The 13,124-nt window shown below is 56.3% G+C and carries 12 protein-coding genes; 6 read left to right on the top strand and 6 right to left on the bottom strand.

Annotated features, from left to right (window positions below):
- Positions 1-3 precede the first annotated feature (3 nt).
- The 3 genes from IAE38_RS00505 to IAE38_RS00495 all read right to left on the bottom strand — a co-directional run bounded on the left by IAE38_RS00505 (position 4) and on the right by IAE38_RS00495 (position 3,115).
- Positions 4-840: a hypothetical protein gene (locus IAE38_RS00505; RefSeq protein ID WP_201215269.1), complete on the bottom strand. Its 837-nt coding sequence runs from the start codon at positions 838-840 to the stop codon at positions 4-6.
- A 3-nt stretch (positions 841-843) separates the two neighbouring features.
- A complete protein-coding gene (locus tag IAE38_RS00500; RefSeq protein WP_096425623.1) occupies positions 844-1,629 on the bottom strand; it encodes a TRAFAC clade GTPase domain-containing protein in 786 nt (261 codons plus the stop codon).
- Between the two features lie 172 nt (positions 1,630-1,801).
- Positions 1,802-3,115 (bottom strand): GTPase-associated system all-helical protein GASH, encoded by a 1,314-nt coding sequence (locus IAE38_RS00495; protein ID WP_201215267.1) that lies wholly within the window; start codon positions 3,113-3,115, stop codon positions 1,802-1,804.
- 627 nt (positions 3,116-3,742) lie between these two features.
- Between IAE38_RS00495 and IAE38_RS00490 the strand changes: the two genes are divergently transcribed.
- The 5 genes from IAE38_RS00490 (at position 3,743) to IAE38_RS00470 (ending at position 9,608) form a co-directional block, all read left to right on the top strand.
- Entirely contained in the window at positions 3,743-4,291 is a 549-nt protein-coding gene (locus IAE38_RS00490) for a TnsA endonuclease N-terminal domain-containing protein (protein WP_201215346.1), read from the top strand.
- Positions 4,288-6,210, top strand: a complete 1,923-nt coding sequence (locus tag IAE38_RS00485; RefSeq protein WP_201215265.1) for a Mu transposase C-terminal domain-containing protein — start codon at positions 4,288-4,290, stop codon at positions 6,208-6,210. The genes IAE38_RS00490 and IAE38_RS00485 overlap by 4 nt, the downstream gene beginning before the upstream one ends.
- Positions 6,207-7,097: a TniB family NTP-binding protein gene (locus IAE38_RS00480; protein WP_201215263.1), complete on the top strand. Its 891-nt coding sequence runs from the start codon at positions 6,207-6,209 to the stop codon at positions 7,095-7,097. Before IAE38_RS00485 ends, IAE38_RS00480 begins: the two co-directional genes overlap by 4 nt.
- Positions 7,055-8,176: a TniQ family protein gene (locus IAE38_RS00475; RefSeq protein WP_201215262.1), complete on the top strand. Its 1,122-nt coding sequence runs from the start codon at positions 7,055-7,057 to the stop codon at positions 8,174-8,176. The genes IAE38_RS00480 and IAE38_RS00475 overlap by 43 nt, the downstream gene beginning before the upstream one ends.
- Positions 8,177-8,744: 568 nt before the next feature.
- Positions 8,745-9,608: a hypothetical protein gene (locus IAE38_RS00470; RefSeq protein WP_236403174.1), complete on the top strand. Its 864-nt coding sequence runs from the start codon at positions 8,745-8,747 to the stop codon at positions 9,606-9,608.
- A gap of 1 nt (position 9,609) precedes the next feature.
- Here IAE38_RS00470 and IAE38_RS00465 read toward each other — a convergent pair whose 3' ends face one another.
- Positions 9,610-11,343, bottom strand: a complete 1,734-nt coding sequence (locus tag IAE38_RS00465) for a hypothetical protein (RefSeq protein ID WP_201215260.1) — start codon at positions 11,341-11,343, stop codon at positions 9,610-9,612.
- 162 nt (positions 11,344-11,505) lie between these two features.
- On the opposite strand from IAE38_RS00465, the gene IAE38_RS00460 reads away from it, so the two are divergent.
- Complete coding sequence (locus IAE38_RS00460; protein ID WP_201215258.1) at positions 11,506-11,895, top strand: antitoxin Xre-like helix-turn-helix domain-containing protein; 390 nt, start codon at positions 11,506-11,508, stop codon at positions 11,893-11,895.
- Here IAE38_RS00460 and IAE38_RS00455 read toward each other — a convergent pair.
- Both IAE38_RS00455 and IAE38_RS00450 read right to left on the bottom strand, forming a co-directional pair.
- Positions 11,884-12,648, bottom strand: coding sequence for a GIY-YIG nuclease family protein (locus tag IAE38_RS00455; protein ID WP_236403171.1), 765 nt, complete (start codon positions 12,646-12,648; stop codon positions 11,884-11,886). The genes IAE38_RS00460 and IAE38_RS00455 overlap by 12 nt on opposite strands.
- Before the next feature lie 170 nt (positions 12,649-12,818).
- Positions 12,819-13,007, bottom strand: a complete 189-nt coding sequence (locus IAE38_RS00450) for a hypothetical protein (protein ID WP_201215256.1) — start codon at positions 13,005-13,007, stop codon at positions 12,819-12,821.
- Between the last annotated feature and the right edge of the window lie 117 nt (positions 13,008-13,124).

Genomic DNA, 13,124 nt, shown 5'->3' with positions numbered 1-13,124 from the left:
GTTCTATCTCCCCTCTGCCATCAACTGTTGGATCGGGAGGGTAATATCAGTGTTCTTCACACCATTAGGTAGCACTACATAACCGAATTCTTCGGGGCCACGGATTGCATAATCTGGGTCCGCATCTGTCTTGCTGAGCGCTCGCTCCAGCGCGGACAGCCCAAAAACAGTAGGTGAGGCCCAATTGCTGCGCACGAACGACCACAGCATCGGCAGTCGTGAAGCTAAGAGATCACTCGGTATCTCTGTCGTATCAAGCTCATCCCAGCAGCTCAGCAAGATGGTTAGGCGCGGTCTACAAAGAGGCCGATCTAAATTGAACTGCGCCAAGTAGAGCAACATTTGAAGAAGCTCTATCGTCCTGGCTTGATCTGAGAGCTCGTGTGCTGCTGCTTCACCCTGTGGTTCAACAGTCGCGAATGACTGCAGCGGTCGCGAGAACAAGTCCTCTTCGGAGCGAAGAGAGTGCAGTCGAATTAGCACTACCCAGTCCGTGGCCTCTACCACTCGCTCGCGCCAGGCGTCCGGAATTCGGCGTTGTGTGACGAGACTGCGAATCTGCTCGCCGCCATAATCTGGCCAAACCAGCTCCGCACGCCGACCGGTTTGGTCCGTAATGGGCCAGACACTTTCGACGTAGATGTTAGCCGGTGTGTGGTCGGTAGCCTTCCCCTCAGTCAGACAACTGAGAGCCGTAGTGAATGCCTCAAGGTTCGTCGGAGCGCGTGTCATTTCAAGCTCGCAAGACTTCACCATGAGCCGCTTCAAAAACTGAGCCCCGTAGTGAGTCTTACCGACATTCGACTCGCCGACTAACAAGATGGTGTGTTGTGCGGCCACCAGCTATCTCCTACCAAACCTAAAAAGCGGATCGTGACCACCGACTTCTGTCATGGGTAACTCAAGCCCTGCACGCTTGGTGCAGATAATCCAGTCGAATACCTTCCGGAAGCCCTCTGCAGCGTCTACCTGGGCACTAGCTGATACACTGACTGTGAACTCTGGGACGCTAGATGAGTGTGACGCCACGGCCTTTCTAATCTGCGCTTCCATAGCCTCTGCCACATCGACATCTCCTTTCGTCCAGACGAGTGCCAAGCGTCTACCGCGAGATTCAGCTATTGCACGCTGGGCAAGAAGCTGAAAGTCGTTTCTAGCGGTCCCCATTTTCGATCCAGAAAGAGCCTGACGGTCAGCAATCAGTAGCGTGACGTCTGCGTGTCGAGCAATCCAGCGGGCTCCTTCAGCGTCTGCAGCCTGTTCGTTAATCGCCCATTTCTGAAACCACTCTCCAGGCGCATCGGCAAAAAGAAGATCGCGTAGCGAACCGTCTTCACGGCGGAAGCCAAGATGAAGCATGCCGGGTGCCCGAGCAGCTCCGCTAGGTGTATGGGGCGGAAAGCTTGGGGGGTGTCCCGGCTTCCAGCGCAGGTACGTCGCTACCGCTTCCCATCCCGCCAGCGTGTAAGAGTTGCTAAACACATTGGTCTCAGTAGTCAATGCACCTTGTCCCAGCAGCAGATAGAACGCCCCGAGAAGCGTCGTCTTACCTGCGCTTTCAGGCCCTACGATGCCGACAGTGATGGGTTTGATCCTACCGCTGACAAAGTTGAGGTCAGACTCACCCATCGCTAGACCGCTCCATGGGAGGAGCAATTGTTCGAAATCAGCCGCAGCAGTTATTCCACTGTCGCATCCACGCTTCCACTCCGGGCATAGGTCGTGCCGCATGTGGCCCAGCGTGCAGGTCGTGTTGTCATCAGCGAAACAGTGAGGGTGTGGGCATCTGTCCATGGGCGTCTTAGTTCTTCTTGGGCCGTTTGGTTTGGCTTTCACTGATGGCGCGTGCGCTCTGAAGCTCACGGAACAGGTATGTTCCCCATTCTGATGGGCTCATTTGGGTGGAAGCGTCAACTCCACTGAGGGTTCGCAAAGTTGCGGCATCGATTGCGCCATTTGTGAAATGTCCAATCACCGACAGCAGCGGACCTCTCCCTGCTGGCTGTGAAGTGTACTTAGCCGCCAGTAAGCGGAAAGGCTGCATGAATCCGATAGTCCTAGCGTCATCTACTAGACTGCCGATGTCACGCTCGCCGTTGTTATGCTCGTCATTGACGATCGGAAGGCAGCGAATCGCCTCACGAAGGAATGCCGAGACGCTCGCTGGAGAATAGGTTGGCACCTGCTCATGTAGATCAAGCGCCATCAACGCAGAGGCCTCGAAAGGTGGCAGGTCAAGGTAGCTCGCGTGGGCGCTTGGGGAATACAGTGCCTCCTTCCACCAAAGCAGGTTGGTACGACGCTGCAGACCGGCCGTCGCACCGCTGAAACTGGAAAGAGCCTTGTCAACATGAGCCGTGACCGCCTTCGCCAGCGCAGATAGCGGACCAGACAAATCGACCGGCATGGGCGAAAGCTGCTCGGCCATTTCATCCAACACTTTTGCGATGGCGACGCTCATCCGAGGCGCAAATTCAGCAGCCCACTGCTGAGGGTAGTTCGGCCCATGCTGAATTGGGTTTTTAGGTGCCCACGGCGACGAGGCCGAATGGATTTCCTCTCCTAGCGCAACCTGATCAACGGTGGGAGTGTTGTGATCTGTAGTCACAGGAGCAGGCGGCGTATACTGCAACGGATCTATCGTAATCATCTCCGGCGTTGCCCACTCGGCCTCGGCACGGGCATCGACTTTTTTCTCGATTTCACTGACAGCTTCGTGCCAAATCTCAGCTTCATCGGAGGTTTCGGCATGAGACAACGCGTTGCGAGCAGTATTCACGAAGGCAACGGCAGTCGCATCATCTGCGCGAGCTGCTTGCATGATCGCGTCCAGAAGGACGGCACGTAAAACACCCACGGGACGCGCGGAAAACGCGTTTGCAACGGTCTCCCATTGCTTACGGAGGGACGTCATCGCCTCTTCTATGGTCGGATCGGTGCTCGCGATATTGGGGTCGGCCGCCACCATTGTGTAGCTAATAATCTTTGGTGGCGCTTTTCGAATGCTGGCGGCCAGGTCTTTGGCAGTGGATCGAAGCTTTTCGAGTTTGGTGTCATCTCCCTTTAGGTCGATAGCGCCAATTTCCAGAAATCTCATTAAAAATTCTTGTTCCATTCCTTGGTCTCCCGGCCTTCGTCAAAATGTGAAGCAAACTGGTCCCGAATCTGACTGTCGATGATACCACTTGAATGGTGGCGATATAGCGGCAACCCCACGCCATTAGCATGCCCATTTTCGGTGTCGCCCGTTTGGTGGTACCTGGCAACGAGCTTGCTGATGCCGATGGTGATGTTTATTGGTGCCTTCGTATTCGGTATGACGACGCCGGCATTCAGGCAGCAGATGAGGCGTAATCGCGCACCGCTATTTGTTGGAATCTCTTCGTACCCAGCTCAGCCTGGCTCCGGCGCCAGTGGCTGCATGCATCGTGCGTGATCAGGGGGATTTATACCGCAGTGATCCTTCTGGCGTTTTCAGAAGTGGTCAACTGTAGGCTTTCGAAATAGCTGCGAAACCATTAGGCTAGAGGCCGCTAAGCACCATTCATGATTGCACAAATAGCTGCGAAAAATTTCCGAATTGGATGCGACAGAATTGAAAATTACTCGAAATAGCTGCGACAAGCCTCAGCAGGTTCGTCCGATCAAGCCGACACGTCGCAGCGTCTCTGGATTTCTACCCTTCCGAGGCGCAGGTGGCATCCCTTTCGAATCGTTGCTCGAGCGCGATTTTCTCAAGCGAATGAGGTTCTCGCACAGGGTCGAGTCAGTGATCGCTCAGCCTGTTCAGGTGGACTTCATTGACTCGCTCGGGCGCGCTCAGACCTATACCCCCGATTTCCTTGTCCATCACCGCCAGCCCGAAGGCGTCGACTACATGGACTACTTCAAGCCGATGCTGGTGGAAGTCAAACCTGCCTATGAGTGGCGCAAAAACTGGCGCACCTGGCTCGGTAAATGGAAGGCTGCACGGCGGTACGCGCGACAAGAAGGCTGGACCTTCAGCATTTACGACGAGTCGCGTATCCGTGGGTTGCCGCTCGACAACATTACCTTTCTAGAGCGGTTCGAGCGCTTGGACTTCGATCGGGAAGAGATCGAAATGGTCCTCAAAACGCTCCGCGAAATGGAGTTTGCGCCTGTACATTATTTGCTGGCGCGCCATTTCAGGGGTGTGTACCGCGACAGCGGTGTAGCACTGCTATGGCACCTGATCGCCACAGGTCGGGTGGAGTGCGACATCACCGAGCCGTTGAACGAATACCTTGAGCTTTGGGTGGCCACGCCATGAACATTTACGAGATCGACACGGACAAGCACCTCGAGCCGTTCGAGCCATCCAGAGAGCGGGTGCGCGTCGAGGTCGGCGAGATGGTTCGGTGCGATAAGCAGTATTACCGCATCGTCCAGCTACTCGACTTTCAGAATGTCGTCGGTGTTGAGGTCGAAGCTGGCCGAAGCGTATCGCTTCGAATTTCTGAGTTGCAGCCTGTTGAACAAGAGCGAGTTGATGGTCTGTACGTCAACTATGACATTTCGACGATCAGCTCCGATGAGTGGGCAATTGCCCAGCAGCGTTTCTCGGCGATCAAGCCACTTCTGCGCGACTCTGCGTTACCAAGAAACAGCGTAGAGGACCGAGCCAAGGAAGTTGGCGTCGACACTGCAACTCTGTATCGTTGGCTGGATCGGTATCAAAGCTGGAACGAGGTACTGGCGCTTGTCCCTCGCAAGCGCGGATGGCAATCAGGGAATAGCCGGCTGAGCGCCCAGGCTGACAAGCTCATCGATCAAGTGATCGATCAGCACTACCTGACCATCCAGCGTAGGTCGGTCCAGTCGACTATCAAAGAAATCGAATCCCAGGCCAAAGCGCTCGGTATTACCCCACCCAGTGCATCGGCAATCAGGGCCCGGATCAAGCGCATCCCCGAGAAGATCGTTCTGCGCAGGCGTGGTTACGCTGATCAGGCTCGCAACCGGCACACCCCTTCCGTTGGCAAATTCCCTGGCGCTGACTATCCGTTGGCGGTTGTGCAGATTGACCACACGCCAATTGACCTAATCATCGTGGATGACCGGCATCGCAAGCCCATAGGGCGTCTGTGGCTGAGCCTGGCGATCGACGTGCACTCTCGGATGATTACCGGTTACTACCTGGCGCTCGAAGATCCTTCTGAGATTTCCGTCGGCATGTGTTTAGCGCATTCGATATTACCAAAGGAAGCTTGGCTGAACCTGCACAACGTCCAGGGCGAGTGGCCGGTCTGGGGCTTTCCTCGGGTGGTGCACACCGATAATGGTCCTGACTTCCAAGCCGAAAACTTCCGTCGTTCGTGTGCGAACTACAACATCGAAAACCAGTTCAGGCCAGTGAAACGACCCAAGTACGGCGGCCACATTGAACGCCTTCTTGGCACGTTCATGCGGGCGCTGCATGAACTGCCCGGCACCACGCACAGCAATGTTCCTGATCGAGACGGCTACGACTCAGACAAACATGCAGCGCTCACGATGGGTGAATTCGAGGAGTGGCTGGTAAAAACGATCATCCTCTATCACAACGACATTCACTCCGCGATCTACATGAGCCCCGCGCGCAAATGGCACCTCGGCTTCTTCGGTAGCCGTGGAGTCGATGCGTTGGTAAGCATTCCTCCACGACCAGCTGATCAACTGACTGTACAGTTGGACTTCATGCCCTCCTACCGCCGGACGGTCCAGCACTATGGCGTTCAGTTGGACGTTTACTACTACTCGGAAGCTTTGCGTCACTGGATCGGGACCACAGACCCTGAAACCGGCCAGGCTCGTAAATTCGTTTTCAGACGAGACCCTCGCGACATCAGCGTAATATGGTTCTACGACCCTGTACTCAAGCAATACTTCCGGGTCCCGGTGGCCAACCAGGCCTTCCCAGCTGCAACGCTGTGGGAGTTCCGTGCTGCGAAGAAGCAGGCGGTCGATGAAGGGCGTCAGCACGTCGACGAGGCGCTGATTGGCAGGCTGATCCTGGAGCGCCGCCAGATCGTAGACGCCGCCTCTGCTAGCACTAAGAAGGCACGGCGAGATGCGCAGAAACACAAGGTGCACAGCAAAAACACCACGCCGGCACGGCCTGTTAAAGCACCAGTGGAAGCGGTACCTTTTATTCCTACAGGCGAAGGACTGCTGCTCGACGACGTTGACCTGATCGGTGATATCCAATGACAGAGTACGCACACCTGCACGCCGACTTCAGGCCTGTCCTGCAGCTCTCCGCTCGCGAGCGTATTCGCTTTTTGGGTGAGCCCCGCTGGATTGGCTACCAGGCGGCCCATCACATCTTGGACAGCCTGGAGTGCCTGCTCGAGGCCCCTAAGCGCCCGCGGATGCCGAACCTGCTTGTTGTCGGTGATTCGAACAACGGCAAGACCACCATTGTTCGGCATTTCGAGAATACGCATGGGAAAGGGTATGTCGACGAGAACGCCGAACCTGTGCGACCGGTCATCCTGGCCGAAGCACCGTCGTCTGCAGATGAAAAGGAGCTCTACGTCGCCATCTTGGATCAGATGTGGATGCCTTACAAAACCACGGATTCCAAGCTGACGTTGAGGTTTCAGGTCATTCACGCGTTGCGCGAGCTCAAGGTGAAAATGCTGATCATCGACGAGCTGCATTCGATGCTCACGGGGTCAGCCATGAAACAGCGCGAGGTAATGAATGCCCTCAAGTTGCTGTGCAACACGTTGGCAATTCCCATCGTCGGTGTGGGGACGACCGAAGCAGTGCAGATCCTGCACTTGGATCCTCAACACGCCAGTCGTTTTGAAGTGATCAAGCTGGAGACCTGGAAGCTTAACGCGGACTTCCAGCGTCTGCTGAAGGCCTTCGAAGCGGTGCTACCACTCAAGCTACCCTCGGAGCTCTACAAGCCTGAGCTGGCTCAGCTGATCCATTCCATTTCAGGCGGCAACACCGGCGATTTGCACGGCCTGTTGATTGAATGTGCCAAGGAAGCCATCAACTCTGGGAAGGAATGCATTGATCGACAGCTCATCGAGAGTAAGTCGTGGAAGCGTCCTACACGTGGCATCCGGGAGCGCATTGCATAACGCCTCGATGGCCCCTCACCCCGTCGATCTTTCCTGATGAGCTGTTCTCATCCTGGTTGGTGAGAACAGCGCATGCCCATGGCTGCGAGCCGCGTACGTTGACCAGTGTCGTTTGGCCGGGCACTCACGCATGGGCTTTCGATCTTGATCGACTGCATCCCTGGGCGAATAACGAGGTCTTGGCGGCCATGACTGGTCTCCGCGTACAGGACCTTCTGGCTAGTACACTCTTGCCGATCATCCGACTGTTGCATCCAAACCCTGTAGTACTTCGATCGTCGCAGCTACCTTGGATCCTGCCCTTGGGGTGTCGTAATCGGTCGCATGCAGGCGGGCTGTTGTGCTGCCCTGTCTGCATCATGGACCCACAACCTTACTTTAGGCAGCAATACCGGCTGGCTTGGCACACCGCCTGCCCTCGGCACCGCGCCTTGCTGATTGATCGTTGCCCATGCTGCTATTCGGCGTTGCAGCCAGGCCGAATAGCCGCTGAACATCCTTTATCAAATTGTCACCACTGCGGCTGCTCATTGGGTAGTTCGAGTTCCGAAGCAGCGATCGAATCTGCACTGGCATTCCAGACGTTCGTCGATACGGCAAGCCATTCGACTGCGGCTTATGGCGGGGTGTCGTTGAGCTTCTCAGAGTGGATGAGCATTGCGCGGGTTATGATCAGCTTCCTCAAAAAGGCGACGCGGCATCCGACGGTTACAGCGCTGCGCTTCTGCAAGGCCATTGGGGTGGATACGTCCCAGCTGAAATCGTCATCGCTGGGGTTGCCATTCGAGTATGCGACGCCTGCTGAGCGCGCTGGGCTGCTGGGCCAGGCTTGGGTGATAATGCAGGCGGGGCCTGAGCGGTTTATGGAGCTTGCGGCTGATGCTGAGCTTCCTGTAACTGCCTTCCCACTGCCGGCGTTAGGTGTACCCGAGATTTTCAAGCAGATGGCGACGGCTTTCAGCCAGCATCCCCCGCACAAGCGTGGCCGGTCAGGCCCAAGCCACACCCGCGCGCCCCTTGAGGTGTGGCATATGTGGAATCGATTGCAGAGAAGGATGCGTAGACATGACATCTCATGACACATCCCACCACCTGGCCTGCGATGGGTGCGGACGTGAGATGGCTAAGGCCAAAAGGGTTCATGCGGGCAAGCGGTACTGTGGGACGTGCTATCCAAGACTCTTCAAGCGGCGCATGTGCTTTGGATGTGGTGATTTCGCTCGGCTCCCCGTCCATGACCCGGCAGCTCGCTGCCTTCCTTGCGAGCGGTCTGGTCCCTGCATCAGGTGCGGGAAAGCCGAATTTGACACAGGGCTGCGCACGGAGCATGGGCCAGTCTGCAAACCTTGCACGCCCCATTTCCGTATCGCCGAGCACTGCGAGGTCTGCGGCAAACTCTCTCAGCGGCTTGCCCGAAGCAGAGCAACGGGGTTACGCCAATGCCCGGTATGCAGCGGTCCCGAAAGGGCGACGTGTCCAAGCTGTAGACGCCACCGTGTGCTGATCACCGGTGAGGATGGTGTTGGACGCTGCGAGCCCTGCACCTCCAAACCTGACCATCCTTGTGCGTCCTGCGGCACCCTTGTACCTGCCGGCCGCGGCCGAGAATGCGAAGAGTGCGGGTGGAAGAACCTTTTGCAGCGGCGTTTGAACATCAACAGCAAAGGCTTTACTACCGACCGCATCACCGCGCTTTACATCCAGTTCTGTGAGTGGCTGCTCGATAGGTCTGGTGCGCACAAAGCTGCGCTGAGCATCAATGGCCACTATCACTTTTTCCAGGCGCTGGATGCCACCTGGGGCGAAGTACCTTCTTACGAGCAACTGCTCCAGCATTTTGCTGCTCAAGGGCTGCGCAAAGCCGAAACCCCCATGCGCTTCTTGACTGAAACCGGCGTGGTAACCGTCAGCACCCAGCTTCGAGACCAGGAGACTGAGCGGCGTCGGCTCGAGGCCATCCTCGCAGAGCCAGCGGACAGTTGGTCGGCTCAGCTGCTGGGCGAGTATGTCGCTACCTTGAGTGCAAAAAATGAGCGAGGGGGCATCGACTTGCGATCAATCAGGTTGGCAGCGCGTCCGGCCGCGAACCTGCTCAAGAGTGCGCAGGTGAAGCCAGGCGCATTTCCTACTCAGAAGAACCTCGAGTCGTTCTGGAGAGGATCGCCTGGTCAAGTAGCTGCGGTTACCGGGTTCATCGGCCATCTGAATAGGCGACACGGTCTTGAGCTGCAGGTGAAACCGGACGTGAGATGGTTGGCCAATGCTCGACGGCAGAAGGCTGAACGGGACCTGGTGGCAATGCTGGATGAGACCGCTGATGAGAGTTTCGAGGCTCGCTGGATCGTGAAGGGGCTCGCCTACTTCCACGATTTGCCGAGGGTGAGCCGTAAAAGCCTCGTTTTCGAGCCCCAGGAATATCAGGGTGTCGAGGGCTACCAGGTCATTCACGAGGACAAGCCCCTATGGGTGCCCTCAGCGAGCAGCTATCAGCGCGGCGATCGTCCAGCTTAAGTCACTGCAACGCAACGCCGACGTCCGCGAAGGCGTTGATTAACCGACTGCGGTAGAGCACCTTCGTATCTTTCTGATGATGCTTGAAGATTTTTGTGCCGGGCGGGAAAAACGACTCCATCTTCTTGAACTGTCCAGCGACCCTACGCACCCGTGAGCATAGCTGTTGGATGAATTCGTCGAACTCTTCCACTGTCGATATGTGTGATCTCATGAGAACGCCTCGGTATTCTGGTTTCTCAGGCTTGATCGGCTGAATCTCGAAGCAAAAGTAGTTTTGCCCATCCACTTCAATTCGCAGCACCAACAGGCCTCGGAGCTCGCCCGTCTTCTTATCCAGGTATACCCAGTTAGCAGCTGATACATCCCTAGGGTCCCAGTCAGCTGCCGGTTGAAGCCGGATCGCCCGCAGGGGGCCTTGGTCTCGAAACTTTGGAGGGGTGTACCAGTTCACCTTGGTCACGCGACCTGGGTTATCCGCCATGATCGATCTGAAGGCGTTCCAAATGTCATAGAGGAAACCCTGCGTTTCCAGTTCTGCTTCGGCCCCATGCTCAGCCTTACCAACGTTCTTGCCAGCACCCGTCCCGTCACCTGAAGAGAGTGAGTCCGCGTTAGGCGGATGAGGCCCCAGACGACCACGATCGGTCTTGATGACTTCCTTCTTTTTTATGATCGTGCGTTTTGTACCGAGCACTTTGAAGGGCGGTGGTTTGACGATAATGGTCTCTGAGTGGCCATCCGGTGCCAGGTGGGAGTGCTCGTTGAGGAACTCTTCTGCCTCTGCTGTGCGCACTGGCCTTGGCAAAACGTACTGCCCGCCGTCTTTACCCTCGCTGCTATCGGTCTTTTTTGTCACCCATTCGATCTCTCCACCATCTGGTTGGCTTGATCCGATGAGGTTCAGGCACAAGAAGGTGTTGCCACCATTGATCCACCGCCCGCGGCATCGCAGTGTTCCCTTCCCTTTGAACCAGGGCGATGCCTCCAAAAAGATCTGGGATGAGGGTCCTTGAGAGATGAATTGGGAGTTGATTTGCCTGATGCGGTGGGCTGCATATTTGTCATACAGCAGGTGCGCGAGAAAGACAGCATCGTAGAGACGCATCTTCCGAGAGGGCTTGACCAACCAGCTATAAGCGTCGGGGTTGGGGTCATCAAAGAAAACCGACATGGCGTCGGACCACCGTAATGTGGCTAGGGCCCGGCAAACCTCCATGTTCCTGGCGTAGGCGCGGATGAAGTACTCCGTGCACGGGATGAGCAGATTCTTTCCTTTTTGTGGAAGCTTGAAACTGAGCAGTCGAGTGCGATCCAGCTGGTATTGCAGCGGATATTCATCGTGATGAAAAACTTGAGCGTTGGTCTGCTGGACCAGTTCTGCTCTGGACGTCACTGACCAACCGTCTTGGTCGAAGTCGACGTCGAAGTCTTCCGGCTCCGAGGCCAGGGTTGTATCGCAGACGCATAGGCCGTCGCGCCAGATGGTGCCTTTACGATAGTGCGGCAAGCTGCTGAGGGGCACGATGGCCGAGGTGCGTGGGCCTGGTTCATCGTTGAATAGCTGTCTGAAATGAACTTTGACCAAGGGTACCGACCGCAGCCTCGGGTTCTGCCGGACAGGCCCGTACCACCAGACAAGCTGGTCGCCCTGCAGCATCTTGACCTGGCTATCGATGTGCCTGAGGTTCGGCCGGTAGTATGAGAGATCGATGCGTTGAAGCCGTTCAGCCAAACCTAAACTCCCCATCATTGTAGATCGCCATCAGCTGGAGTCTACCCATTTGCATTGCCGTGCGCGACGCAAAAATGGCGCCTGTTTCGTGACGGATCTGCTCAAGCGAACCGCTCTACTTCACCGATTGGGGGTAAACTGCTGACAGCAGAGGAGAACAGCATGATCACTGGTGAACGTCTTACTGAGCAGCAGGCCACCACTGGCTTGAAGGTGGCACTGCAGATCATCGGTGGCTGGGAAGCCACGCAAAGCCAGGCGTGCCGGATTCTAAGGATTTCGCCCTCGACCTACCGTCGGGCTTCGCGCGGCATTGCCACAGGGCAGCGGCTTGATCAGGATCAGCAGCAACGTATTGGGCTGGTGTTGGGCATCCACGCTTCGCTGCGCACAGTCTTTTCCAACCAGGAAAATGTGAAGGGCTTCCCTGGTTTCAAAAACGATAACCCGTTTTTTGCCGGTCGCTCGCCGCTGGAGATCATGGCTCAAGGTGACATGATTTCTCTCTACGAGACCTACAAGCGGATCGAGCACCTGAAGTTAGCCAGCTGAGAACGGTTCTTTTGCTGGCTTGGCCTGGTCTTCGACATCCATCGATTCCTCACGATAGAGCACCCGCGGCGTAAGCTTGTGCATCACCACTTCGATCAGCGATATGGCGTGGGCCTGTACTTGTGCGGCAGGCCAGTGAAGGGGTTGCCCAGGTAGGCATTCTGGTCTCGGCAGTCGGCCCCACTTGTCATCGTCAGGCGTTTCATAGCCGGCGTTCTGCGCGCGCTGCAGCCAGTAACCCTCATAGTGGGTTGCATTGCTCTGCGTCCCCTCAGCCCGTGTCAGCACCGTTGCTTGGATATCGACTTGCTCCCGCGCCGCCCAGCGAAACAGCGCATAGGAACAACATCCTTCACGTTGGCGGTGCAGATGCTCAAAGAAACGCTTGCGTAGATCGGCTGCCTGGCCCACGTAACAGGCCTTACGCGTGCCGTCTTTGCTCTGGGCAACGAGCGCATAAATCCAATAGCCAGTTGTAACCTTTCGCTCGCGTCGGCCTTTTGCTCTCGGAGCTTTCGGTGGACGGTCGTTAAATTGAAAGTGGACACGTAAGCGCTTTCCGCTCTCGAGCTTGAAACCTGCGTAATCGTCTCCGTTTCGTGTAACGGACAAACCATGTCGGGTTGCGACGGTCATCAGTTGCTCACGGTTCTGGATCGTTCCAGCGTCAATGGCAGCTTGTATGAAGCGCTTGAGCTCGTAGGCTTGTTCGATTGCCTCTCGGTTCATCTCTGCACCTGTTTCGCTTTGCATTAGCGTTGTCGAAAGCGTACGAGGTGCTTAATAAGTGACGCAAATGCTTTTGCCGATGACATTCCACCAAGTCGAAAGCGACGGTCAGACGAAACGAGTCCCACGCTGACCACTGCTGGTTCCGAATGTCCTAGATGCTCCCAGCGACCTCTCACTGGGAGCTGGTTAGGTTAGCGGGCGATGCAGTAAGTCAGCACATAAGTCGTGAACGTGCGGGAGCAGCCGAGCGGGAACGGGCGCTGCAGTGGCTTACCTTTGCCCTTGGCACGCTTGGGCTTAATTGCGGATTTACGTTTGGCGGGGGCTTTAGGCTTGCGCTTGGTTGCAGCCTTGATGTCGCGTTTTTTCATCGATTTCATTTGGTGCGTCTCCGTAATTAGAAAGTTTCGCGAGGCCCAAACCGCAGGCCTCATCGCTAAATTAGGATCCGCAAGAAAAACCGTTCGCCATGGCTGCCACCCCCGTAATCCGGGCAT

This window comes from Pseudomonas sp. S32, from assembly GCF_016648095.1.
GTDB lineage: Bacteria > Pseudomonadota > Gammaproteobacteria > Pseudomonadales > Pseudomonadaceae > Aquipseudomonas > Aquipseudomonas parafulva.
This window is presented reverse-complemented; position numbering and strand designations above follow the sequence as displayed.

Coding starts and splice junctions, on each gene's coding strand:
- IAE38_RS00500 (WP_096425623.1), bottom strand. CDS start 1,629: ATGGGTGAGTCTGACCTCAACTTTGTCAGCGGTAGGATCAAACCCATC.
- IAE38_RS00480 (WP_201215263.1), top strand. CDS start 6,207: ATGACAGAGTACGCACACCTGCACGCCGACTTCAGGCCTGTCCTGCAG.
- IAE38_RS00455 (WP_236403171.1), bottom strand. CDS start 12,648: ATGCAAAGCGAAACAGGTGCAGAGATGAACCGAGAGGCAATCGAACAA.
- IAE38_RS00490 (WP_201215346.1), top strand. CDS start 3,743: ATGAGGTTCTCGCACAGGGTCGAGTCAGTGATCGCTCAGCCTGTTCAG.
- IAE38_RS00460 (WP_201215258.1), top strand. CDS start 11,506: ATGATCACTGGTGAACGTCTTACTGAGCAGCAGGCCACCACTGGCTTG.
- IAE38_RS00450 (WP_201215256.1), bottom strand. CDS start 13,007: ATGAAATCGATGAAAAAACGCGACATCAAGGCTGCAACCAAGCGCAAG.
- IAE38_RS00495 (WP_201215267.1), bottom strand. CDS start 3,115: ATGGAACAAGAATTTTTAATGAGATTTCTGGAAATTGGCGCTATCGAC.
- IAE38_RS00485 (WP_201215265.1), top strand. CDS start 4,288: ATGAACATTTACGAGATCGACACGGACAAGCACCTCGAGCCGTTCGAG.